The sequence below is a fragment of the Pseudomonas sp. KD5 genome, from assembly GCF_012932895.1.
Classification (GTDB): Bacteria; Pseudomonadota; Gammaproteobacteria; order Pseudomonadales; family Pseudomonadaceae; genus Aquipseudomonas.
Genome location: NZ_JDWJ01000003.1, coordinates 578,835 through 602,401, shown reverse-complemented (window position 1 = coordinate 602,401; position 23,567 = coordinate 578,835). Strand labels below are relative to the sequence as shown.

The 23,567-nt window shown below is 60.4% G+C and carries 26 protein-coding genes; 17 read left to right on the top strand and 9 right to left on the bottom strand.

The genetic code is table 11. From position 1 onward, the window contains the following. Window positions 1-232: 232 nt before the first annotated feature. The 4 genes from rhtA (at window position 233) to AF70_RS09755 (ending at window position 3,045) form a co-directional block, all read left to right on the top strand. Complete coding sequence (rhtA, locus tag AF70_RS09770; protein ID WP_028939043.1) at window positions 233-1,120, top strand: threonine/homoserine exporter RhtA; 888 nt, start codon at window positions 233-235, stop codon at window positions 1,118-1,120. A 170-nt stretch (window positions 1,121-1,290) separates the two neighbouring features. Further along, window positions 1,291-1,572 (top strand): hypothetical protein, encoded by a 282-nt coding sequence (locus AF70_RS09765; protein WP_018929955.1) that lies wholly within the window; start codon window positions 1,291-1,293, stop codon window positions 1,570-1,572. A 99-nt stretch (window positions 1,573-1,671) separates the two neighbouring features. After that, on the top strand, window positions 1,672-2,412 hold the full coding sequence (locus AF70_RS09760; RefSeq protein ID WP_019582472.1) for an SDR family oxidoreductase: 741 nt from the start codon (window positions 1,672-1,674) through the stop codon (window positions 2,410-2,412). Between the two features lie 36 nt (window positions 2,413-2,448). Next, window positions 2,449-3,045 carry a 2-hydroxychromene-2-carboxylate isomerase gene (locus AF70_RS09755; RefSeq protein ID WP_028939042.1) on the top strand — a complete coding sequence of 199 codons (597 nt, stop codon included), beginning with the start codon at window positions 2,449-2,451 and terminating at the stop codon, window positions 3,043-3,045. 46 nt (window positions 3,046-3,091) lie between these two features. On the opposite strand, the gene AF70_RS09750 is transcribed toward AF70_RS09755, so the two are convergent. The 4 genes from AF70_RS09750 to AF70_RS09735 form a co-directional block, all read right to left on the bottom strand. Beyond that, entirely contained in the window at window positions 3,092-4,900 is a 1,809-nt protein-coding gene (locus AF70_RS09750) for an aminopeptidase P family protein (RefSeq protein WP_028939041.1), read from the bottom strand. A gap of 56 nt (window positions 4,901-4,956) precedes the next feature. Then, window positions 4,957-6,123 (bottom strand): cysteine desulfurase family protein, encoded by a 1,167-nt coding sequence (locus AF70_RS09745; RefSeq protein ID WP_028939040.1) that lies wholly within the window; start codon window positions 6,121-6,123, stop codon window positions 4,957-4,959. 205 nt (window positions 6,124-6,328) lie between these two features. Then, a complete protein-coding gene (locus AF70_RS09740; RefSeq protein WP_019582476.1) occupies window positions 6,329-6,940 on the bottom strand; it encodes a LysE family translocator in 612 nt (203 codons plus the stop codon). Between the two features lie 103 nt (window positions 6,941-7,043). Next, a complete protein-coding gene (locus AF70_RS09735) occupies window positions 7,044-7,313 on the bottom strand; it encodes a hypothetical protein (protein ID WP_028939039.1) in 270 nt (89 codons plus the stop codon). Between the two features lie 311 nt (window positions 7,314-7,624). Between AF70_RS09735 and AF70_RS09730 the strand changes: the two genes are divergently transcribed. From AF70_RS09730 to AF70_RS09690, 9 genes are all read left to right on the top strand, one after another. After that, window positions 7,625-8,083, top strand: coding sequence for a VOC family protein (locus tag AF70_RS09730; RefSeq protein ID WP_019582478.1), 459 nt, complete (start codon window positions 7,625-7,627; stop codon window positions 8,081-8,083). A 263-nt stretch (window positions 8,084-8,346) separates the two neighbouring features. After that, entirely contained in the window at window positions 8,347-9,558 is a 1,212-nt protein-coding gene (locus tag AF70_RS09725) for a PepSY domain-containing protein (RefSeq protein WP_028939038.1), read from the top strand. Beyond that, window positions 9,555-10,097, top strand: coding sequence for a hypothetical protein (locus tag AF70_RS09720; protein ID WP_019582480.1), 543 nt, complete (start codon window positions 9,555-9,557; stop codon window positions 10,095-10,097). The genes AF70_RS09725 and AF70_RS09720 overlap by 4 nt, the downstream gene beginning before the upstream one ends. Beyond that, on the top strand, window positions 10,094-10,414 hold the full coding sequence (locus AF70_RS09715) for a hypothetical protein (protein WP_019582481.1): 321 nt from the start codon (window positions 10,094-10,096) through the stop codon (window positions 10,412-10,414). Before AF70_RS09720 ends, AF70_RS09715 begins: the two co-directional genes overlap by 4 nt. Window positions 10,415-10,422: 8 nt before the next feature. Further along, the gene (locus AF70_RS09710; RefSeq protein ID WP_028939037.1) at window positions 10,423-10,995 is read left to right on the top strand and encodes a DUF6162 family protein; all 573 of its coding nucleotides are present in this window, start codon (window positions 10,423-10,425) and stop codon (window positions 10,993-10,995) included. A gap of 35 nt (window positions 10,996-11,030) precedes the next feature. Further along, window positions 11,031-11,957, top strand: coding sequence for a metal ABC transporter substrate-binding protein (locus tag AF70_RS09705; RefSeq protein ID WP_019582483.1), 927 nt, complete (start codon window positions 11,031-11,033; stop codon window positions 11,955-11,957). Further along, on the top strand, window positions 11,954-12,697 hold the full coding sequence (locus AF70_RS09700) for a metal ABC transporter ATP-binding protein (protein ID WP_019650594.1): 744 nt from the start codon (window positions 11,954-11,956) through the stop codon (window positions 12,695-12,697). Before AF70_RS09705 ends, AF70_RS09700 begins: the two co-directional genes overlap by 4 nt. Then, window positions 12,697-13,596: a metal ABC transporter permease gene (locus AF70_RS09695; protein WP_018929969.1), complete on the top strand. Its 900-nt coding sequence runs from the start codon at window positions 12,697-12,699 to the stop codon at window positions 13,594-13,596. The genes AF70_RS09700 and AF70_RS09695 overlap by 1 nt, the downstream gene beginning before the upstream one ends. Continuing rightward, window positions 13,597-14,511, top strand: coding sequence for a metal ABC transporter solute-binding protein, Zn/Mn family (locus tag AF70_RS09690; protein ID WP_028939036.1), 915 nt, complete (start codon window positions 13,597-13,599; stop codon window positions 14,509-14,511). 104 nt (window positions 14,512-14,615) lie between these two features. On the opposite strand, the gene AF70_RS09685 is transcribed toward AF70_RS09690, so the two are convergent. From AF70_RS09685 to AF70_RS09665, 5 genes are all read right to left on the bottom strand, one after another. Beyond that, window positions 14,616-14,843: an MbtH family protein gene (locus tag AF70_RS09685; protein WP_007934245.1), complete on the bottom strand. Its 228-nt coding sequence runs from the start codon at window positions 14,841-14,843 to the stop codon at window positions 14,616-14,618. Window positions 14,844-14,924: 81 nt separating this feature from the next. Next, window positions 14,925-16,337: an aspartate aminotransferase family protein gene (locus tag AF70_RS09680; protein ID WP_028939035.1), complete on the bottom strand. Its 1,413-nt coding sequence runs from the start codon at window positions 16,335-16,337 to the stop codon at window positions 14,925-14,927. A 134-nt stretch (window positions 16,338-16,471) separates the two neighbouring features. Further along, a complete protein-coding gene (locus tag AF70_RS09675) occupies window positions 16,472-16,957 on the bottom strand; it encodes a GNAT family N-acetyltransferase (protein WP_019582487.1) in 486 nt (161 codons plus the stop codon). 125 nt (window positions 16,958-17,082) lie between these two features. Continuing rightward, a complete protein-coding gene (locus AF70_RS09670; RefSeq protein ID WP_019582488.1) occupies window positions 17,083-18,408 on the bottom strand; it encodes an ATP-binding protein in 1,326 nt (441 codons plus the stop codon). Then, window positions 18,405-19,085, bottom strand: coding sequence for a response regulator (locus AF70_RS09665; RefSeq protein ID WP_019582489.1), 681 nt, complete (start codon window positions 19,083-19,085; stop codon window positions 18,405-18,407). The genes AF70_RS09670 and AF70_RS09665 overlap by 4 nt, the downstream gene beginning before the upstream one ends. Before the next feature lie 325 nt (window positions 19,086-19,410). On the opposite strand from AF70_RS09665, the gene AF70_RS09660 reads away from it, so the two are divergent. The 4 genes from AF70_RS09660 to dsbG all read left to right on the top strand — a co-directional run bounded on the left by AF70_RS09660 (window position 19,411) and on the right by dsbG (window position 23,533). After that, a complete protein-coding gene (locus AF70_RS09660; RefSeq protein ID WP_019582490.1) occupies window positions 19,411-20,106 on the top strand; it encodes a hypothetical protein in 696 nt (231 codons plus the stop codon). An 84-nt stretch (window positions 20,107-20,190) separates the two neighbouring features. Continuing rightward, entirely contained in the window at window positions 20,191-21,924 is a 1,734-nt protein-coding gene (dsbD, locus tag AF70_RS09655; RefSeq protein WP_028939034.1) for a protein-disulfide reductase DsbD, read from the top strand. Further along, entirely contained in the window at window positions 21,924-22,790 is an 867-nt protein-coding gene (locus AF70_RS09650; RefSeq protein WP_019582492.1) for a TlpA disulfide reductase family protein, read from the top strand. Before dsbD ends, AF70_RS09650 begins: the two co-directional genes overlap by 1 nt. Beyond that, complete coding sequence (gene dsbG / locus AF70_RS09645) at window positions 22,766-23,533, top strand: thiol:disulfide interchange protein DsbG (RefSeq protein ID WP_018929978.1); 768 nt, start codon at window positions 22,766-22,768, stop codon at window positions 23,531-23,533. Before AF70_RS09650 ends, dsbG begins: the two co-directional genes overlap by 25 nt. Window positions 23,534-23,567 lie beyond the last annotated feature (34 nt).

Here is a 23,567-nt window from a genome sequence, read left to right as displayed (position 1 = left end):
GCTGCCGAAAACTGCGTAACTCGTTGTTTACCAAGGAGTTTTCCGTTTCGACTGCGCCGGAAGTGGGGCGAATTATAGACGTCCAGAATCTGCCGTCAACCCCTGATTACGCTTTTCTATCAGGATGTTCAAAATCCCTGCTTATATATAGACGCAACCGCAACGAATGCGCAGTATATTGCCCAACACATTACGCACTACTCTCGTTTCTCACCTCGGACGATGCCACACAATGAATGACCACCCCCGCAGCCTTGCCTCTATCCTGTTCTCGGTAGGCCTGCTCTTGATAGCTATGGCATCGATCCAGTCCGGAGCCTCCCTGGCCAAAAGCATGTTCCCGGTTATCGGCGCTCAAGGGACCACCACCCTGCGGCTGATCTTCGCCAGCGTGATCATGCTGCTGCTATTACGCCCATGGCGAGCGAAGCTCACCGCAAAGTCCCTGCGCACGGTAATTGTCTATGGGATGGCGCTGGGCGGCATGAACTTCCTCTTCTATATGTCCTTGAACACTGTCCCTCTGGGAATCGCGGTAGCCCTGGAGTTCACTGGCCCATTAGCGGTCGCTATTTATGCCTCACGTCGGGCGATCGACTTTCTGTGGATCGCTCTGGCAGCCGTGGGCTTACTGCTGTTGATTCCGACTGGCGCCACGAGTGCAGGTATTGATCTGGTTGGCGCAGGTTATGCCCTTGGCGCCGGTGTCTGCTGGGCGTTGTACATTCTGTTCGGCCAGAAGGCTGGTGCCGACAATGGCGTGCAGACCGCCGCATTGGGCGTGATGATTGCTGCACTGTTCGTAGCCCCCATCGGTATCGTCCATGCTGGTGCTGCACTGCTGACACCCTCACTGATTCCCGTGGCCATAGGGGTCGCGATTCTGTCCACTGCCCTGCCCTACACCCTGGAGATGGTCGCCCTCACACGGCTGCCGGCCCGGACCTTCGGCACATTGATGAGTATCGAGCCCGCGTTCGGTGCACTGTCCGGCCTGTTGTTCCTCCATGAATACCTTTCCCTGTCACAGTGGATGGCAATCCTGTGCATCATTCTGGCGTCCGTCGGCGCAACCATGACCATGGGGAGCACCGCCAAGCCCGCAGTTGCGGCGGATTGATACGAGATTTGACGAAGGTCTGGTATTTACCGCTCAATTAGGCCATGTTTAGGTCACGTAACTCAGTGTCAGACATGGACTTTTTCAGATAGGGATATCAGAACGCTTCAAGCAAAAGCGAATGCAGGCAGACCCGGGCACAAAGATCCGGAGCCTCAATAAGGACAGCAATGAAACGAATTTTGATACTGATCGCCGTGCTTGCAGTTGCGGGCTGCGCGGCGACCTCGAAAACCCAGATCAAACACGGCAAGAAAGGGCTGCATATCAACTGTTCCGGGCTGTCGTCCTCCTGGGACCAGTGCTACACCAGCGCTGCCAACTCGTGCGCACCCAAGGGTTACAAGGTGATTGCCAAGTCAGGGGATGCGGTCGAAGAACCCGGGGATTATCCGTTTGGCCTCAACCCGGCCGGCTATACCAGCCGCAGTATGATCGTCATCTGCAAGTAACCCTCCAACCCTGTTGGGCTTGCGTAGCCCGATAGGCGCCTCGCCCGGGATGCTGCTAACGTTCGTCAGTCACTGACCGTTCAGCAAAGGGCGACATCCATGACCACCGCTATCAATAACAAGAAAATCGTATTGGTCGTCGGCGCAGGCGATGCCACCGGCGGCGCAATCGCCAAGCGTTTTGCCCGGGAAGGCTACGTCGCCTGCGTCACACGTCGCAGCGCAGACAAACTTCAGCCACTGGTAGATGCCATCACGATCAGCGGCGGCGAGGCTCATGGCTTTGCCTGCGATGCGCGCAAAGAAGAGGATGTGATTGCGCTCATCGAGCAGATCGAAACCGAGATCGGCCCCATCGAAGCGTTCGTCTTCAATATCGGCGCCAATGTGCCGTGCAGTATTCTCGAAGAAACCGCTCGCAAGTATTTCAAGATCTGGGAAATGGCCTGTTTCTCAGGGTTTCTCAACGCTCGCGAAGTGGCCAAGCGCATGGTCACCCGCCAACGGGGCACGATCCTGTTCACCGGGGCCACCGCCGGCTTGCGCGGTGCCGCAGGGTTTGCAGCCTTCGCTGGCGCCAAGCACGGGATTCGCGCCCTGGCCCAAAGCATGGCCCGCGAACTGGGGCCGATGAACATCCACGTCGCCCATGTGGTGGTCGATGGTGCCATCGACACCGACTTTATCCGCGACAGATTTCCGGAAAAATACGCGACCAAGGATCAGGACGGCATCCTCAATCCCGAGCACATCGCCGAAAACTATTGGTACTTACACAGCCAGCCACGGGATGCCTGGACGTTCGAGCTGGATCTGCGCCCCTGGAACGAACGCTGGTAAGCCCTCCCCTACGACAAAAAGAAGAGCACATCGACCATGAGCAAAACCGTGGAGTTCTTTTTCGACCTCGGCAGCCCCGCCACCTACCTGGCCTACACCCAACTGCCGAAAATCTGCGCGCAGACCGATAGTCAGCTGATCTACAAACCGATGCTGCTGGGCGGAGTTTTCAAAGCCACCGGCAACGCCTCCCCGGTGACCATCCCGGCCAAGGGTCGCTACATGTTTCAGGATCTGGACCGCTATGCCAAGCGTTACGGTGTGCCGCTGAAGTTCAACCCGCACTTCCCCATCAGTACCCTGATGTTGATGCGCGCGGTCACGGGTATGCAATTACGTCATCCCGAACGCTTTCAGGCGTTTATCGATTGCCTGTTTCACGCCCTGTGGGTGGAAGGGCGCAGCCTCGATGATCCCGCGACCGTTGCCGCCGTGCTGACGCAAAACGGTTTCGATCCGAATGAAGTGCTGGCACTGACCGCCGATGAGAACGTCAAAGCCGCCCTCAAGCAGAACACCGAGGAAGCAGTACAACGCGGTGTATTCGGCGCACCGAGCATGTTTGTCGGGAATCAGCTGTTCTTTGGCCAGGATCGGCTGGACTTCGTCCTTGAAGCCCTGCGGGCACAATAGCCAGGCATGAGCCAGGCACTGTTTCCAGCGCCTGAACTCAAGCCGATCAAATAGCCGCGGTCCGGGTGTTCAACCACTCAAGGGCCGCGCCATCGAGCAACGGGCTCAGGCGCTCGCGCACTTCGGCATGGTAGCCGTTGAACCACTGCTTTTCGTCTTCGGTCAGCAACGACGGTTCCAGGCAGCGGGTGTCGATCGGGCACAGGGTCAGGGTTTCGAACTTCAGGAATTCACCGAACTCGCTCTTGCCCGCCTCGCGGTTCAACACCAGGTTCTCGATCCGCACGCCCCAGCGGCCCGGACGGTAGGTGCCCGGTTCGATGGAAGTGATCATCCCTGGTTGCATCGCAGTTTGCGGTGCGGCTGCCGCCTGATAGGCGATGACTTGCGGGCCTTCGTGAACGTTGAGGAAGTAGCCGACGCCGTGACCGGTGCCATGACCGTAGTCGACACTTTCGGCCCAGATCGGTGCGCGGGCAATGGCGTCCAGCAACGGCGACAGAATGCCCCGCGGGAACTGCGCGCGGGAGAGTGCAATCACTCCTTTGAGTACGCGGGTGCAATCGCGCTTCTGCTCGTCAGTCGGCGTCCCCACCGGCACCATCCGCGTAATGTCGGTAGTGCCGCCGAGGTATTGGCCGCCGGAGTCGATCAGCAACAGGCCGTCACCCTCGATGACCGCGTGCTCTTCTTCGGTGGCGTGGTAATGCGGCATCGCACCGTTGGCGTTAAACGCAGCAATGGTGTTGAAGCTCAGCGACACATAATCCGGGCGCCGGGTGCGGGCCGCGGTCAGGTGTTCGTCGATGGTCAGCTCGGTGATGCGCTCACGCCCCCATGCCGCCTCCAGCCAGGCGAAGAATTCGCACAGCGCCGCGCCATCCTGCTCCATGGCCCGACGGATGTGCTCGGCATCGGCCAGGCTTTTTTGTGACTTGGCCAGGGTGGTCGGGTTCAGGCCTTCGACCAGTTTCACATCACTGTTCAAGTTATCCAGCAGACCCGCCGTGACCCGCGCCGGATCGACTTGCAGGCTCGCGCCGCTTGGTATGGCGCGCAAGGCGGCGGCCACTTCACTGTAATCGCGCAGGGTCACGCCGTCCTGTTCAAGGATGGCACGCAGCTCGGCGCTGACTTTACTCAGGGCGACGAACAAGGTGGCCTGTTGCTGGCTAATGAGCGCGAAGGACACAAACACCGGGTTGAACGACACATCGCCGCCGCGCAAGTTGAACAGCCAGGCGATGTCATCGAGGGTGGCAATGAAATGCCAGTCGGCACCGCGTTCTTTCAACACGTCACGCAGCTGGGCGAGTTTTTCGCCACGGCTGACGGTCGCCTGAGGCGGTAAGTGTTGATAAATCGGCTCGTTCGGCAAGCTCGGGCGATCACTCCAGACTTCGCTCAGCAAATCGATGTCAGTGCGCAGACGTGCGCCGCGTTCTTGGAGTTTGCTGCTCAGGGTACGCGCCGACGCCATGGCCATCACCGCGCCATCGACTGCAACGACACCGCCTTCAGGCGTTTGCTCGGCCAGCCAATCAAGCGGGCCGGGTTGACCCGGTTGCAGCTTGACCAGCTCGATACCGCTGCCCTTGAGTTCCTTGCTCGCTTGTTCCCAATAGCGGCTGTCGGCCCAGACGCCGGCGAAATCCGGCGTGACGATCAGCGTGCCGACCGAGCCATGGAAACCCGACAGCCACTGCCGCCCCTGCCAATAGCCCGGCAGGTATTCCGACAGGTGCGGGTCGGCCGACGGCACCAACAGAGCATGAATGCCCTCCCGGCTCATCAGCTCGCGGGTTTGCGCCAGGCGCCGGGGTACCAATCCATTGATCGAAGGCTGCGTACTCATCGTGTCTCCTGCTTACCACTTCATCATTATTGTTTGGTGCCGATCAGAGTCGGCGCTTAAGGACCTGTCGCCCAGAATGCCGGAGCACTGGCGGTGGCCGTTTTGATCAGGTGCGCAGCCTGGTCGATATCTTGCTCGGTGGTGAAACGCCCCAGGCTCAGGCGAATGGTGCGACTGGCCGAGCGCGCGTCATGCCCCAGCGCCAGCAGCACATGAGATGGCGCATTACTGGCGGAGTTGCAGGCCGACGTCGCGGAAAACGCGATCGAGGTGCTCAACGCCGCGGAATTGAACTCGCCTTCGTTGAAAGTCAGACTCAAGGTATGGGGAATGCGCTGGGTCGGACTGCCATTGACGCGAATACCGGGAATGCTCAGCAGCTGATCGAGCAAGCGTTCACGCAGGCGCACGATGGTGGCTTTTTCTTCATCGAACAAAGCGGCCGCCAGCGCGAAAGCGGCGCCCATGGCTGCGATCTGGTGCGTCGCCAGAGTACCGGAACGCAACCCGCCCTCATGACCGCCGCCGTGGATCTGCGCTTGCAGGCGCTGTTGCGCGCGAGGCCCGACGTACAGCGCGCCGATGCCTTTGGGGCCATAGACCTTGTGCGCCGAGAATGACATCAAATCCACCGGCCATTGGGCCAGGTCGATCGCCACTTTGCCCACGCCCTGAGCCGCGTCAACGTGGAACAACGCATCACGATCACGCACCACCTGGCCGATGGCCGGGATGTCGTTGACGGTGCCCAGTTCGTTATTGACCAGCATCAGCGACACCAGAAAGGTGTCTTCGCGCATCGCCTCGCTGACTGCTTGCGCAGTTATCAGGCCTTCGGCATCGGGCACCAGATACGTCACGGCAACGCCGGCATCCTGCAATTGTTTGGCGGTGTCGAGAATTGCCTTGTGTTCAATCTGGCTGGTGATGATATGGCCGCCGGACACACCGCGGGCCTGGGTAACGCCCTTGAGTGCCAGGTTGTTGGATTCGGTGGCGCCGGAGGTCCAGACGATCTGCTCGGCCTGGGCGCCCACCAGTTCGGCGACCTGGCGCCGTGCGTGCTCGACCGATTGCCGGGCCTGTTGACCGAAGGCGTGGGAGCTGGACGCTGGATTGCCGAAGTTACCCGTGAAACCCAGACACTCAACCATCACCTTGATGACCCGCTCATCCACCGGCGTGGTGGCGGCGTAGTCGAAATACAACGGACGTTTATTCATAGAAGACTCGCAGAGCGTGTTCCGGGATCAGGAAGCTCGTCACTGGAAATATCAAAGCGCCGCCTTATGAGCGGTGCCGAATTTGCAGAACGATAGCAATACCTGATCGGAGGCCGTTAAAGAAGAACAACTTCATTTAAAAGTGCGTAGGAACGCTCCTGAAGTCGAGCTTAACAGGCATCGGGCAACCGGTTGAAGCAATGCGTCAGCTAAAACTTTCAAGCAACAACGGATACATGGAAGCCACCAGCAACAAGGCCATGCCCCAGTTGAACAGGCGCAGCCAGCGGCGATCGCGCAGCACATTGCGCAACAGCGTGCCACAACCAGCCCACACACCGACGCTCGGCAGGTTGATCAGAGCGAAGACCGCGGCAATCACAATCACATTGGTGAAATAGCCCTGCATCGGCGTGTAGGTGCTGATGGCACCGATGGCCATGATCCAGGCCTTGGGGTTGACCCATTGAAACGCCGCCGCGCCCAAATAACTGATCGGCTTGCCCTCGCCCTGCTCACCCTCGGCGACCGGCCCGGAATGCGCAATCTTCCAGGCCAGGTACAGCAAATACGCCGCGCCGACATAACGCAGCACGGTGTAAAGCAGTGGATAGGTTTGAAACACCGTGCCCAGGCCGAAACCGACGGCCACCACCAACACGAAGAAGCCGCAGGTAATGCCCAGCATGTGAGGGATGGTGCGGCTAAAGCCGAAATTCACGCCCGAGGCCAGCAACATGGTGTTGTTCGGGCCGGGGGTGATCGAGGTGACAAGGGCGAACAGGGCAAAGCCCAGCAGCAGGTCGAGCGAGAGCATGGGGGGGGCAGTCCATCAGAGTCAGTCAGGTGTTGACCCTATCGCACGCCTTGAGGGAAACCCATGGACAGTTGCGTGAAAGTTCGAGCAGTACAGTTGTCGCTCAGCTTTGGCGACCGTGCAGCTGTACTGTGCGCTCGGCGTTCATCTCGCCTTGCTTGTCAAAACTGATCGATTTGGTTGGCTGGCCAAGCAATTCGGCTTTCTTCGCGTGGTACTCCTCGAAGGACAAGCCGCGACGATTCAAGGCTTCCAGCGCCAGTTCCCGGGTTTCTTCAGCGGTGTAGGGGCGTAGTTCCGGTGAAACATGACTGGCGCATCCGGCGAGGACGGAAACGGCGAGCAACAGGAAAGTGGCGAGTAGAGTTTTCATTTCGAGCGTCCGGATAGCTGGGTTCGGGGCAATGAACACAGGCTACCGACGCGCCCCGACGGGCAGAAATCAATGCTCTCGATAGTGGGTATTGGGAATTGGTGAACAGGCAGTAAACAAGCGTCGCGCCACAGAGAAACTGTCGATCCAGGTTCTTACCGCTGATGCACCAAAATTACAGTGCAGCGCGTTGTCGTGACTGCGGCTACTCGTCGGGCACTCGGTTGTGGCGAAGGGGTTGACCTATAGTTATCCGACCGGAAAACGGCGAAGGAACACCTTAATTCCACAACAATAAAGGGAGAACCGTCATGAGCGTCAAACCTATTCCAGAGGGTTATCACAGCATCACCCCTTATCTGGGCATTCAGAAAGCTGCCGAAGCCATCGACTTCTACAAGAAAGCCTTTGGCGCCACCGAAGTCATGCGCCTGGCCATGCCCGACGGCGGCATCGGGCACGCCGAACTGCGTATCGGCGATAGCCCGATCATGCTGGGCACACCCTGTGACCAGGGGCCCTTGAGCAACCCGGACAAATCGCCGTCCGTGGGCCTGCATTTGTATGTGAACGATGTGGACAAGTCCTATAAACAGGCCATCGATGCCGGTGCCACGGTGGTGTCCGAGGTCAAGGATCAGTTTTATGGCGACCGCACGGGGACCTTGAAGGATCCCTATGGGCATGTGTGGTTTCTGGCCACGCGCAAGGAAGATCTGACGCAGGAACAGATCGAACAGCGGGCGAAGGAGATGTTCAAGCAGGGTTGATAGCTTCGGTACGTGATCAGGCCCCATCGCGAGCAGGCTCGCGATGGGGCCTGATCACATTCAACATCAATATTGGCCGTTCCCACACAGCGCAGAAACACGAAACATTTACTTTCATATCCCCTTTCGGGATTTCCGATACTCATACGTCTTATTTAGATGCAGCCGGTCGCGTAGGCAAAAGCCACGACCGGGCCTTTCATGGACCTCAACGCTGGGAAGCCCGCAGCAGAGGTCCTCTCATCGAAACAAGACCTTTAATCATGTCGAAGAAATCCCGCTCAAAACTCTGGTTTCTGGTCCATAGCTGGCTGGCCCTGCCCATCTGGTTCTTTGTATTGATCGTCTGTGTGACCGGCACATTGGCGGTGGTCAGTCAGGAAATCGTCTGGCTGGCCAACCCGCAAATGCGCGCCAGCCCGCCTTCGGACGACGCGCCGCTGCTCAGCCATGACCAGATCATCGCCGCCATCAAAACGGCCGAGCCCCAAACGCTGGTCGAAAGTATCAACCGTCCCGACGAGTCGCATTTCGCCCTGGACGTGAAGGTCAGCTACCCGGACGGACGCTCGGTGACGGTCTATGTGAATCCCTACAGCGGAGCGATTCAGGGCACCGCTCCACCCTTCAACTTCCAGGCCTTCACTCGCGCGCTGCATGGCTGGTGGCTGGTGCCATTCACCAACGGCTACAGCTGGGGCTGGTATCTGGTGTCGTTCCTCGGCTTGCCGATGCTGGCTTCACTGGTGACGGGGCTTGTGGTCTACAAACGGTTCTGGAAAGGCTTCTTGCGACCGACCCTGCGCATTCGTCATGGCGCGCGGATTTTCTGGGGCGACTTTCACCGGCTCAGCGGCATCTGGTCGATCTGGTTCATTGCGGTGATTTCCGTCACCAGCACCTGGTTCATGATTGAAGCGATCCTGTCCGATAACCATATTTCGATTTCCACCGCGCCGGTCGCCCCCGTCGTCCCGCGTGAGAGCGTGCCGCTCACCGCCGATGGCGCACCAGCGCCGATGATCAGCCTGGAAAGCGCGATCCGCGAGGCCAAGGAACGCATTCCCGGTCTGGAAGACAGTTCCGTCAGCCTGCCCGCCAATGCCTATAGCCATCTTTTGGTGAGCGGGCGCAGTTGGTACCCGTTGATCTACCAGAGCGCCGAGGTCAACCCTTACACCGGTGACATTTCCACCACGCGCCTGCTGTCGGATCGTTCGGGTCTGGAGCTGGTGACCGAATCCATGCGTCCGCTGCACACCGGCGATTTCGGCGGTATCTGGATCAAGCTGATCTGGTTCTTCTTCGGCCTGATCCTGAGCATGATGGTCCTCAGCGGCCTGTTGATCTGGACCAAACGCACCGCCCTGGCCACGGCCAATGCGCTCAAGCGCAGCAACAAGCGTCCACGGGCTGCGGTGATCGGTCAGCCCGCCCCGGCCATGAGCCGCGAAGCCACGGAGGGCAGCCGATGAGCCAGGTCGCAGCAGAAAAACCACGCTCGCCGCTAAGCCGCTTCTGGCACACATGGCGCTTCCACATCAACGTGCTGCTGTTGCTGGTGCCGCTGGGGTTCATGCCCAAATACTTCGCCGACGCAGCGCTGTTTCGCGGAGACACCGGCCTGGGTGAGCGTGAAGTCGGTGAAGTTCAGGTCGGCCCCTGGAGCCTGCGACTGGCTGAATTGCGCAACGCAGCCCCGGTATCCGATGGCCCGGCCGGCTACTTGAAGTCCTTCAATGCTGCGCTCTGCGACAGCTGTCGCGATCAGGTCAAGGCGACTTACCTGCGCATTGGCAAACCGCGCAGCCTGCGCGTAGCCGGGGTGATTTTCTTCGGCACGCCCTACCACATGGGCGCCGCGCTGCCGGTACCCGAAAAGACCAAAAGCGATGCTGAGCTGTGGATCACCATGGAAGGCTGGGACGGCGCCATGCATCAAGCCTCCATCCCCCTGAGCCAGGCGTCCCCGGCCACCGTCGCATGGCTGAACAGACAAGGAGGCAAACCATGACCAGCGCTTTTCGCCCCGTTTTACTGGTGCTCTGCGCCGCCTTCAGCGCCAGCGTCCTGGCCCACAACCCGATGTGCGAATGCAAGGCCATCGACGCCGAACAGATCCGTTGCACCGGTGGTTTCTCCGACGGCAGCGGCGCGCCGGGCGTGACCCTGGATGTGATCGGCTACGACGAAACCATTCTGGTGCCAGGCAAGCTCGGTGCCGATTCGACCCTGACCTTCAAGAAACCCGGCGCCGAATTCTACGTGCTGTTCGACGCCGGTCCCGGCCACGTGGTCGAGATCGACCAAGCCGACATCGAGGCGCCCTGAACATGAGCATGATCACGCCAACCACCCAATTGGTGCGCCCGGCCGGAGCCGGCCATGAAACCCTCTATGTGTTGCTGTTGTGCCTGATGATTCTGGCGGTGGCCGGTTCGGTGGTCGCCTGGCGCGGCGAGTCCCGGGAAGTGAGCAGCGTCGGCAGCCATCAACTGGATGCCCGCCGCGACCTGAGCGCATCCGAGCAAGGTATTTACGCAGACCTGCGGGTCACGCTGGATGAAATCCACCTGTTGCGCGAGGAACAACAAGCACTGCCCACGCCCGCCACCCTCGCCGAGGAAGGTTTCGCGCCGTTTGCCCAAGACGCCAGTTCTGTCAGTCGAGGCGGTCATGCCTGGCAATTGCTGGACGCCAAGGCGTATTTCGGCCAGAGCCAGACACCCACCGTGGCCGGCTCGTTTCTGATGCGTTTGACCGCTGACGACGATGCGCCAGACGTCTGGCTCAATCGCGGCAAAGCCCTCACTACCCCGGCTGATCTGACTGACGCCGCACTCGAAAGCGCCGGCTGGCAGCAGATCGTCGCGCAATTCGATGCAGGGGTCACCCGCCAGCATCGGCACTGAACCCTCGCCCTCACCCGAGAGAAGACCGCTTTCCCATGCCTAGTTCATCTCAACGTCGTTTTTTGCGCCTGCTACTGGTCGGCCTGCTTGCCTGTTTGCTGACGCCTCTGGCCAGTGCCGACGAAGCCAAGCGCCTGCGCATCGGCATCACCCTGCACCCTTATTACAGCTACGTGGCCAATATCGTCGGCGACAAGGCCGAAGTGGTGCCGTTGATTCCGGCCGGTTTCAACCCGCACGCCTATGAGCCCCGCGCCGAGGACATCAAACGCATCAGCGGGCTCGACGTGATCGTACTCAACGGCGTGGGCCATGACGACTTCGCCGACCGCATGATCGCCGCCAGCGAAACCCCGAATATCAAAGTGATCGAAGCCAACGAAAACGTGCCGCTGCTGGCCGCCACCGGTGTCGCCGCTCGCGGTGCCGGTAAAGTGGTGAACCCGCACACGTTCTTGTCGATCAGCGCTTCGATTGCCCAGGTCAACAACATTGCCCGCGAGTTGGGCAAGCTCGACCCGGCCAACGCTAAAACCTACACCCAGAATGCCCGCGCCTACGGTAAGCGCCTGCGGCAGATGCGCGCCGATGCCCTGGCCAAACTGACCCAGGCGCCGAACGCCGAACTACGCGTGGCCACGGTCCATGCCGCCTACGACTATCTGCTTCGCGAGTTCGGCCTGGAAGTCACCGCCGTGGTCGAGCCGGCCCACGGCATCGAACCCAGCCCCAGCCAACTGAAAAAGACCATCGATCAACTGCGGGAGCTGGACGTGAAAGTGATCTTCTCGGAGATGGATTTCCCTTCCACCTACGTCGAGACCATCCAGCGTGAGTCCGGGGTGAAGCTGTATCCGCTGTCGCACATTTCCTATGGCGAATACACCGCCGACAAGTACGAAAAGGAAATGACCGGCAACCTCAACACCGTGGTTCGGGCGATTCAGGAGTCCGGCGCATGACCGCTCAAGAAACCCTGACCGTACAAAGCGCCGGCCCGACCCTCGACTTCGCCGAAGTCAGCCTGACCCTCGGTCGCACGACGATCCTCGACAACGTGACCTTTCAGGTCCGGCCCGGCAGCGTGCATGCCCTGGTCGGCCCCAACGGTGGCGGCAAGAGTTCGCTGATCAAGACCCTGCTCGGGCAGATGCCGCATCAGGGCCGTTTGAGCCTGCAATGGCCCGGCGAACCCGGGACGATCGGCTACGTGCCGCAAGCGCTGGAGTTTGATCGCGGTTTGCCAATGACTGTCGACGACTTCATGGCGGCCATGTGTCAGCGGCGCCCGGCGTTTCTCGGCTTGAGCAAGCATTACGCAACGGCCATTGGCGAGGCGCTGGAACGGGTCGGCATGCAGGACAAACGCAAACGGCGCATGGGCGCGCTGTCCGGCGGCGAGCGCCAGCGGGTTTTGCTGGCCCAAGGGCTGATTCCGGCGCCACAGTTGCTGGTGCTCGATGAACCGATGTCGGCGCTCGATGAGGCCGGTATCCAAGTGTTCGAACGGCTGCTGGGCGATTGGCGCCAGAGCGGCATCACCGTGCTGTGGATCGAACATGATCTGGAAGCGGTCGGGCGTCTGGCGGACCGGGTCACCGGGCTCAATCGCCGGGTGCTGTTCGACGCCACGCCGAAACAGGCGCTGACCCCGGAGCGACTGCTGACCTTGTTCTCGACCCATCCCCGGAGCGCTGCCTGATGAGTTACGAAGCCTTTCGTTTGATGGTCCAGGGTTGGGCCTCGTCGGGTTACCTGCCGGAAGCGCTGGCCTATGGATTTGTGGTCAACGCCCTGCTCGCTGGATTGCTGATCGGCCCGGTGCTGGGCGGTTTGGGCACGCTGGTGGTGGTCAAGCGCTTCGCGTTTTTCTCCGAAGCGGTGGGTCACGCGGCGTTGACTGGCGTGGCCATCGGCATTCTGCTCGGTGAACCTTACACCGGGCCTTATGGCAGCCTGTTCGGTTACTGCCTGCTGTTCGGGATCTTGCTGAACTACCTGCGCAACCGCACGGGTCTGGCGCCGGATACGTTGATCGGCGTGTTTCTGTCGGTGTCGTTGGCACTGGGCGCAAGCCTGCTGTTGATCCTGGCGGGCAAGATCAATGTGCACATTCTGGAAAACGTGCTGTTCGGCTCGGTACTGACGGTCAACGGCAACGACCTGCTGGTATTGGCGATCGTCGGCTCACTGGTGATGGCACTGGCCCTACCGCTGTACAACCGCATCATGCTCGCCAGTTTCAACCCGCAACTGGCGGCGGTACGTGGCGTGGCGGTGAAAACCCTGGACTACCTGTTCGTGATCCTGGTGACGCTGATCACGGTGGCAGCGGTGAAAGTCATCGGCGCGATTCTGGTCGGCGCCCTGCTGGTGATTCCGGCGGCGGCCGCGCGCTTGCTCAGTCAATCGCTGAAGGGTTTCTTCTGGTGTTCGGTGCTGATTGCCACGGTGAGCACCCTGTGCGGAATCCTCGCACCGATTGTCTTTGACCTGCCCATCCCGTCCGGTGCCGCGATCATTCTGGTGGCCGGTATCGCCTTCGCCCTGGCCGCGATCGCTCGCGGCATCCTCCCCAGCCTGAAAGGGAACCTCGGATAAATGTGCTTTTCTCTGCGTCAACTGACCCTGGCATTGACCTTCACATTGCCCCTGTGCGGTCTGGCCAATACTTGCGCTGCGGCGGACAGCGCCAAACCGCTGCACGTGCTGGCGTCCTTGCCGATCACCTATGGTCTGGGCGAAGTGTTGCTCAAAGGCACCGAAATCAAACTGGAACGGGCCGCGCCGGACAATCTGCCCGGCAGCCGACAGACCGCCTATTTCACCGGTCGTGGCGCTCCGGCGCTGGCCAAGCTGGCGACCGACGCCGATGCCGTGATTGGTCTGCGTTCCCTGTGGGCGGATGATCCGCTGTACCCGATATCCCGGCGCAGCAATATTCGTATCGTCGAAGTCGACGCCGCCCGCCCGGTGGACGGCGCCCTTCCCGGCATCGCCGTGCAGCCCGGCAGCAAGGTCGACGGGTTGAACAGCCAGCCGTGGCTTTCCAGCAACAACATGGGGCGCATGGCAGACGTGATGGCGGCGGACCTGGTGCGCCTGGCGCCGGCGGCCAAACCGACCATCGAGGCCAATCTGGCAGCGCTCAAGCAGCGCTTGCTCAAGCTCAGTGCCGACAGCGAAGCGCGGCTGGCCAGTGCCGAGAACCTGAGCGTGATGAGCCTGAGCGATCATTTCGGCTACCTGATCGGCGGCCTCAACCTGGAGCTGATCGGCCTCGATGCACGGCCGGATGCCGAGTGGACGCCTGAAGCGCTCAAGCAGTTGAGTGCGACGCTCAAGGACCATGACGTGGCGGTGGTGTTGCATCATCGACAGCCGTCGGAGGCGGTGAAAGCGGCGATCTCGCAGGCAGGCAGTCGGTTGGTGGTGTTGAGTGTCGATGCGGCAGATCCGGTGGCCGAGCTGGAAGGGAATGTGGATCAAGTGATCAAGGGGTTGAGCGGGGCATAACGTCAGTTAAACCCGCGATGGCAGCCGCGCAGACAACAGAGATTTCAAACGTGAAAAACCCGCTGACCGTCACCGGTTCAGCGGGTTTCTTTTTGCGCGGCGACTCAGTGAGCCACGGCCGCCTGCTCTTCCATTTTCTGGCGCAGGCTCAGTGGACGCATGTCAGTCCAGACCTCTTCGATGTAGGCCAGGCATTCCTTTTTCAGGCCGCTCTTGCCCACGGTGCGCCAGCCTTGTGGCACGGCTTTGTAGTCGGGCCAGATCGAGTATTGCTCTTCGTGGTTGACCACGACCTGAAAGAGGATGTCCTCGCGGTCGAATACTGACGTCATGCTGTCTCTCCATCGCTATAGGGTGGGCTGCACACCGCGCGCAGCCGTTATGTAGAAGGAACGTTAAAGGCGCTGAAAAATTTAGAGGCTGGCGACGGCTGCGGCCATGGCCCTGCCGAAAATGTCGGCCACCCGATCGATTTCGGCAGCGGTGATCACCAACGGCGGCAGAAAACGCACGACACCGCCATGACGCCCGCCCAGCTCGAGGATTAACCCACGCTTGAGACATTCGCGCTGCACCAACGACGCCAGACGACCGAATACCGGTGGATGGCCTTGAGCATCCGGCGCACCAGCCGGGTCGACCAATTCGACACCCAGCATCAAGCCACGTCCGCGAATGTCGCCCAGCTGCGGGAAGTCCCGCTGCAGGATGTGCAGGTGTTCGCTCAAGCGCTCGCCCATGGTGGCGGCGTGCTCGCAAACCTTGTGTTCGGTCAGGTAGCGCATCACCGCAGAGCCTGCGGCCATGGCCATCTGATTGCCGCGGAAGGTTCCGGCATGGGCGCCCGGCAGCCAGGTGTCGAGCCAGTCGCGATAGACCACCACCGCCAGCGGCAGGCTGCCGCCGATGGCCTTGGACATCACCACCACGTCCGGAATGATTCCGGCGTGCTCGAAGGCGAACATCTTGCCGGTGCGGGCGAAGCCGCTCTGAATCTCATCGACGATCAGCGCCACGCCGGCCTGCTCGGTGATGCGCCGCAAACCGCGCAGCCAGTCGAGATCGGCCGGAATCACCCCGCCCTCGCCCTGCACCACTTCGACGATCACCGCAGCCGGCAGTTGCACGCCAGCCTCTGGATCGTTCAGCAGGTTCTCCAGGTAATTCAGGTTGACCTGCACTCCCTGCGCGCCACCGAGCCCGAACGGGCAACGGTAATCGTAGGGATACGGCATGAACTGCACGCCATTGCCGAGCAAGGCACCCAACGGCTTTTTCGGTCCCAGACTGCCCATCAGGCTCAGCGCGCCTTGACTCATGCCGTGGTAACCGCCCTGGAACGACAAGACGGTGCTGCGCCCGGTGGCGGTGCGCACCAGTTTCAGCGCGGCTTCCACGGCATCGGTGCCAGTGGGGCCACAGAACTGAATCTTCGCTTCAGCGGCCAATGCCGGCGGCAGCAGGCCGAACAGGTCCTGGACAAACCGGTCCTTGACCGGCGTGGTCAGGTCGAGGGTGTGCAGCGGCAGTTCATCGCTCAGCACTTGCTGGATCGCTTCGATCACCACCGGATGGTTGTGCCCCAGGGCCAGGGTTCCGGCACCGGCCAGGCAATCGATGAAACGGCGGCCTTCGACGTCTTCGACGTAAATGCCTTTGGCGCGTTTGAGTGCCAGGGGTATGCGTCGCGGGTAGCTGCGGGCGTTCGATTCCTGTTGGCTCTGACGGGCCAACAGCGGCGATTCGTTGAACTGATAAAGCGTCTCGGCAGGCGTCGGGGCAATCCGGGCCGGCTGATCTTCGATAAGGCTGGTAGCGACTGACATCTCTCGACCCCTGTTGATAGTGACCAAAACTGCACACCGGGCAGGTGCGCATTCCGTTCATGGGGCGCACTTGCAGGTTTTCCTGTTCTGGAAACGCATCAAGGGCTCGAGGATTTAGCCCCTCGATCAGCTTTCTATGACGGTGGTGGCAGCGCCTTGTGCATGGGAATGGCGTGGAGCCCCGCCACCGTGAAAGCTTCGGCGCAAACCCGGTAACCCAGGTGGAGATAAAACGCTTCGCCGGTGCGCGTGCTGTTGAGACGTGCCTGGGGCAAACCCTGAGTGATCAACCACGTCTCCAGATCATGCACCAGCGCTTGTCCGGCGCCGCGTCGAAACCATTCCGGCTGCACGTAACAAAACGCAACCTTGCCGCTGATCGCCGCCATGGCGACGCCGACCGGTTTGTCTTGCAACAGAGCGATGTTCAGGTACAAACGCGGGTCGTTCAGCCAGGGCTGCACGTGTTCGATGGTTTTGTTGTGGGTCCAGGTGGCAACCGTTCGTGGATCATTGCGGTGGTCGAGCGCGCAGCCGACGCGAATGGAGCGCTCGACGATCCGGCTGATGATGCCGGCGTCGGCAGACGTTGCCTTGCAGATGTGTATCGATGCAGTCATGGCGCTGTTACCTCAATCCATTGAGTCAAAGCTGCCGGGGACGATAACGCCGTGGGGGCCGGGTGGCCAACGGAGAGACGTTACATTTGGTGTGCGACATAGACACCCTGTGGGAGCGGTGTCTGTTAGACAGGTTGCAACGGCATCGTCAATTCAACCCGCAGGCCATCCGGCCGGCTGTCGAAATGCAGGGTACAGCCGCAGCGCTGGACGATGGCCTGGACAATCGCCAGGCCGAGGCCGCAACCGGTGCTCTGGCCGTTGCGCCAGAAGCGTTGAGTCAGGTGTTGCAAGTCGTCTTCGGCAATTCCCGGGCCGTGGTCGCGCACCAAAAAGTGCACACGATTGCCATTGGTTTCCAGGCTCAGCTCCACCGCCCCATCGCCCGGCGTATGGCGCAGGGCGTTGTCGAGCAAGTTACGCAATGCAGCAATCGACAGCACTGCGGGCATTTGCAGCGGCGCATCGGAGAATCTGGCCGGCACCTGAAACTTGATCCGCTGACGATCGCCGCTGGCCGCATCCTGAATCGCCAGTTTCGCCACCTGCTCAGCGCTGCACTGCACGCCATCATCGAACGACAGGCTGCCCTCGACACGCGCCAGCAACAGCAATTGTTCAAGGGTACGGTGCAGGCGGTCGGCGCCCTCTTCAGCCCGGGCCAGGGACTGATCCCGCGCGGCACCGTCGGTCATGCGCGCCACTTGCAGATGGGTTTTGATCGCAGTCAGCGGGCTACGCAATTCGTGCGCCGCATCACCGGTCAGGCGCCGTTCACGCTCGATGGTCTTGCCGATGCGCTGGAACAACTGATTCTGGGTTTCCAGCAACGGCTGCAATTCGCTGGGCAACGGCTGGATCTGCAATGGCTCCAGAGAATCGGCGCTACGCCGCATCAACGCATCGCGCATACGATTGAGCGGTGCCAGCCCCTGACCGATGCCGAGCCACAACAGGCACAGGCAGCCAAGCAGCGCCACGCCGACCGGCACCGAAGCCGCCAGCAGAATGGACATGTTCAGCGCTTCACGCTCGATCTGCCGGTCGGCGGTAGTGATGCGCACATCGCCCCGCGCCAGGGTGAAACTGCGCCATGGCGCGCCGTCGATAATCTGATCGTGGAAGCCCATTTTCTCGGCTTCCAGCGCTTGCTCGGGGTTGCTGTGGCTGCGGGCCAGAATCTCGCCGCGCAACGAGCTGACCTGACAGGCCATGCCGCCGGGGATATTCAGTTGTTCAGCGCTGAAATGGGTGCCCTCGCCCTTGCTCGGCAACGCCGGCAGTTGCTCCAGTAGCCCGGCGACCATCCGCGCCGAGGCGACCAGCCGCTGGTCGAGGGAAAACATCATCTGGTTGCGCAGATCGCTGAGCATCCAGGCGGCGGCCAAGGCCCAGATCAGCGCAAATGCAGCGCCGAGGGTCAGGCTCAGACGCAAACGCAGGCTCATCACTTCGATTCTTCTCCGCCATCGGCCGGCCCCAGGCGATAGCCCAGGCCACGCACCGTCTCGACAATGCCATTGCCGAGTTTACGCCGCAGGTGATGGATATGGACGTTAAGGGCGTTGCTTTCCAGCTCATCGTTGAAACCGTAGACGCTGTCTTTCAGTTGCTCGGTTGAGAGTACGCGACCACGGTTGTGCAGCAAGGCTTGCAACAGCGATTGCTCGCGACGGGAAAGGTCCACCGGCTGGCCACCCAGCATGGTTTCGCGGCTGCTCGGATCGTAGGTCAAACGACCGTGCTCGATCAGGTTAACGCTGCGCCCCGCCACTCGCCGCAGCAACGTGTGCAGGCGCGCTGCCAGTTCGCGCAGGTCAAAAGGCTTGAGCAAGTAATCGTCGGCCCCGGCCTGCAAGCCGTCAACGCGATCGGTGACCGAATCCCGCGCCGTGAGAATCAACACCGGAATCTCCAGGCCGCTGTGACGCAACTGCTGCAACAGCTTCAGGCCATCCTCATCGGGAAGGCCAAGGTCGAGCACCATGACATCGAACTCAGCCACCTTGAGCATCGCCCGGGCAGTCGACGCGGTGGCGACGTGCTCGACGGTCAGGCCTTGTGCGGTCAGGCCGGCAACAATACCGCTGGCGATCAGCTCATCGTCTTCGCAAACCAGTACATGCATGGGAGCCCCCAGGACAAAAAAGCGAGTGAAGCAGCTGAGGATTAAGCCGCAATTATGGCAAGGCCCACTGCCGACGAGAAGCATCGCTGCCGTTCAGCCGTCGCACCAGCGTATCAGAGGGGTATTTGATAATCGCCTGATCATTTCAGTGCGTCAGTTAGTTGGCAGTACACAGACCGGTTTCAAACCGAAACAACCTCCCTCTAAAAAACCATACTGAATAGCATTACATCGCGATAATCTAAACCCGACACAAACCACAACCAACCACTCATTTAAAAACACCACACAAACAAAACCTCACTTAACTGAAAGGATTCAGTTCATGCCAAAACTCAACAACTTTGTTGCCGTCGACTGGCGCGCCGGAAAAGATAAAATCTATTTCTTCTTCAAAGACACCAATCAATATTCACGATTTGATATTGCCTCGAACACGGTAGAAGCGGGTTTTCCTGCCAATATTACATCCGGTAATTGGGGGGCCGTTCATGCTCAACTCAAAAACCTGCGTTTCGGATTCACAGCTCCTGCACTGGGCGGTTCCTGGGGCGGAGGCGATGATATTCTGTGGCTATTTTATTACGGCGGCGATACGCCGATGGTCTGCAAGTACGATCAGGACCTTGACAAGCCAGTCGCAAACTATCGCCTTGAAAACTCCCCATGGCACTCCTTACTTCCTTACTTTGACAACATAGTTGCCGGCACGTGGTGGGATACCTTTGCGCCAAAAAATGTATTTCGATTCCTGATGAATGATGGGCACTACATCACCTTTAACTACATCACAAAAACAACCACACGACTGCCGATAACGCCCGACTCCTGGCCAGGACTGTCACACTATAAAGATCGAATTATAACGGCGGTGCAAAACGACGCGCCCCTTATCGACACCTACTACTATATTTTCCTCACGAACAACGAATACATCAGGTACAACCTCAAGAACAACAAGGCAGAGACCGGCCCTGTGAAAATCAATGACGGCAATTGGCCCGGACTCTTGCGGGGCTGAGGTTCAAGGCCAGGCGGCGGTTAATCATCGGTTAATCGCCGCCACCCATTGTGCACCTCACTTGCACAGGGATAAGGCTTACCCATGCGTCGACTGTTTCTATTTTTCGTTCTCTTGATCTCGGGTGTAGCCCAGGCAGGGACCAATCCGTTCGAAGCCAAACCCGAATTTCTGCCGGTGGAAAAGGCATTCGTCTTCACCTCCGAACGCCTTGATTCAGGTGAAACACAGCTCTATTGGCAGATTACCGACGGTTATTACCTCTATCAGAAGCGTCTGAAATTCGATGGCTTGCTTGGGGAGCAGCGTCCTGTGTTACCCGAAGGTGAAACGCACAGTGACGAGTTCTTCGGAGAGCAGCCGGTATATCGTCAGGGTCTGGAACTGAAGATTCCGGCCGGTGCCACCGGTCAGATCAAGGTAGGTTTCCAGGGTTGTGCCGATGCCGGCTTGTGTTATCCACCGCAGACTCAGGTCGTGGACCTGGGCGGCAATGTTGCCACTGCAGTGGTCAACGAAGCACCGGATCAAGCCCTGGCCAGTGACCTGCAACAACGTGCGCTGGGCTGGAGCTTGTTGGTGTTCTTTGGTCTGGGCCTGTTGCTGGCCTTCACCCCTTGCTCGTTGCCGATGCTGCCGATTCTGGCGGGGTTGATCGTTGGCAGTGGTGCCACGCCCAAACGCGGTTTTGCCCTCGCCGGCAGTTATGTGATCAGCATGGCGCTGGTGTATGCGGCGATGGGTGTTCTGGCGGCATCGCTCGGCGCGAACCTTCAAGCGCTGCTGCAGAATCCATGGCTGTTGGGCAGCTTTGCGGCGGTGTTCGTACTGCTGGCCTTGCCGATGTTCGGTTTTTTTGAACTGCAATTGCCGGTGGCCGTGCGGGATCGGCTGGAACATGTTTCACGCAGCCAGCGCGGTGGCAACCTGATGGGCGCCGGTGTGCTGGGGGCCTTGTCCGGTCTGTTGGTGGGACCGTGCATGACTGCCCCATTGGCCGGCGCCCTGCTCTATATCGCCCAGAGCGGCAATGCGCTGCACGGCGGGTTGATTCTGTTCGCCCTGGGCATCGGCATCGGTGTGCCGCTGTTACTGCTGGTCACCGTCGGCAATCGCTTCCTGCCTAAACCTGGCGCATGGATGAACCTGCTCAAGGGTGTGTTCGGTTTCCTGTTTCTCGCCACGGCTTTGCTGATGCTGCGTCCGGTGCTGGATGAATCGCTGTGGCTCGGTTTGTGTGGCGGTTTGCTGCTGATCACCGCCTACAGCGCCTGGAAGCAGTCCCAGGGATTTGGCCGCGTGGCCCACCTGTTCGGCGCCAGTTCGCTGCTGTTGGGGTTATGGGGCAGCCTGCTGGTGGTCGGTGCGGCGGGCGGCAGTGACGATCCGTATCAGCCGTTGCAGGTGTACAGCGCCGGTCGTACCGGCGCTGTCTCGCCGAGCGCTCACGATGCATTCACTACGATCAAGGAGCCCGCGTCCCTGCAACGTGAGCTCGACGCCGCCAAGGCCCAGGGCCAATGGGTGCTGCTGGACTACTACGCCGACTGGTGTGTGTCGTGCAAAGTCATGGAAAAACAGGTCTTCGGCAAACCCCAGGTGCTGGATGCGCTGAGCGATGTGCGCTTGCTACGGCTGGACGTCACCGCCGACAATGCCGCCAGCCGCGAACTGCTCGGCCGTTATAAAGTGCCGGGGCCGCCGAGCCTGTTGTGGATCGGCACCGACGGCGAAGAGCGTCGCAGCCAGCGCATCACCGGCGAGGTCGATGCTGGCACTTTCCTGCAACGCTGGACCACCACCCGAGACGCTCGTTAATGCTGACCTTTACCCTCGGCACCTTTGCCATCGCGCTTAACCATTTGCTGCTGATCAGTGCCCTGGCGCTGGCGACGTTTGTCGGCTGGCGGGTGGCCAAGCGTGGCGGCGAGAACCCGGAATCGGTACTGTTCAGCCTGTTCCTGTTGGGCATGTTGGCGGCCCGGGTCGGCTTCGTGATTGCCTACTGGGCACATTATCGCAACGACCCGTGGCAGATCATCGACCTGCGCGACGGTGGTTTTCTTGCCTGGCCAGGGGTGGTCGTGCTCCTGCTGGCGACGTTGTACCGAGGCTGGCGTCAACCGGGCCTGCGTCGGCCGTTGGGCTTTGGCGTGGCCAGCGGTCTGGTGTTCTGGCTGCTGGCGAGTTTCTCCCTGAGTATTTACGAACAAGGCACGCGCCTGCCGCAGATCACCTTGCGCAATGCCGCTGGCCAGACCCTACAACTCAGCGACTACCAGGGCGGCCCATTGGTCATCAACCTCTGGGCCACCTGGTGCCCGCCGTGCCGCCGGGAAATGCCGGTGCTGGAGAACGCCCAGCAACAGCGCCCGGACCTGACCTTCCTGTTCGTCAACCAGAGCGAAAGCATGCAGAGCGTCGCCACTTTCCTCGAAACCCAGGGCCTGAGCCTGACCAACGTGCTGTTCGATGGCAGCGGTCGATTGAGCCAGGCCGTGGGTTCCATGGCATTGCCGACTACGCTGTTCTATAGCCCCAACGGGTATCTGTTGGGCAGTCACCTGGGTGAGTTGTCGGAAGCCAGCCTGGCCCGCGCCCTGGAACACTTCGACACCCCGAACCCGGCCACCTCGGCCACGCCTTCAAGGAAATTGCCATGCTCCGCCTCCGCCACCTGCTGACACTGACCCTGGGTGCTGCCCTGCTGCACCTGCCGTCGGTACAGGCCGAAGAACTGCCTGAAGCAATCAAGAAGATCGAAGCCAAGGGCGCCAAAATCGTCGGTACCTTCGACGCGCCCGACGGCCTGCGCGGTTACGCGGCGCAGTACCAGAACCGCGGCATGACGCTGTACCTGACCCCGGACGGCAAACATGTGCTGCTCGGCAATCTGTACGACGCCGACGGCAATGACCTGAGCAGCGCACCGTTGCAGAAACTGGTCTACGCGCCGATGGCCAAGGAAGTCTGGGGCAAGATGGAAGCAAGCAGTTGGATCGGTGACGGCAATAAGGACGCACCAAGGGTCGTCTACCTGTTCAGCGACCCGAACTGCCCGTACTGCAACATGTTCTGGGAACAGGCACGGCCGTGGGTCCAGGCCGGCAAGGTGCAGTTGCGACACATCATGGTCGGCATCATTCGCGAAGACAGCCCGGGAAAATCCGCCGCGCTGCTGGCCGCCAAGGACCCGCAGAAAGCCCTGGAAGAACACGAGAAATCCGGCAAGGGCAGCTCGCTCAAGGCCTTGAAGGACGTACCACCGGCGGTTCAGGCGAAACTGGCGGCGAACATGAAGTTGATGGAAGACCTGGAACTGGCCGCCACTCCGGCGATTTTCTACATGGATGAAAAGGGCCAGTTGCAACAACAGCAAGGCGCGCCGTCGCCGGACAAGTTGCTGAAGATTCTCGGGCCCAAATAAAGATCAAAAGATCGTCCGAAGGCTCGGGCCGCGT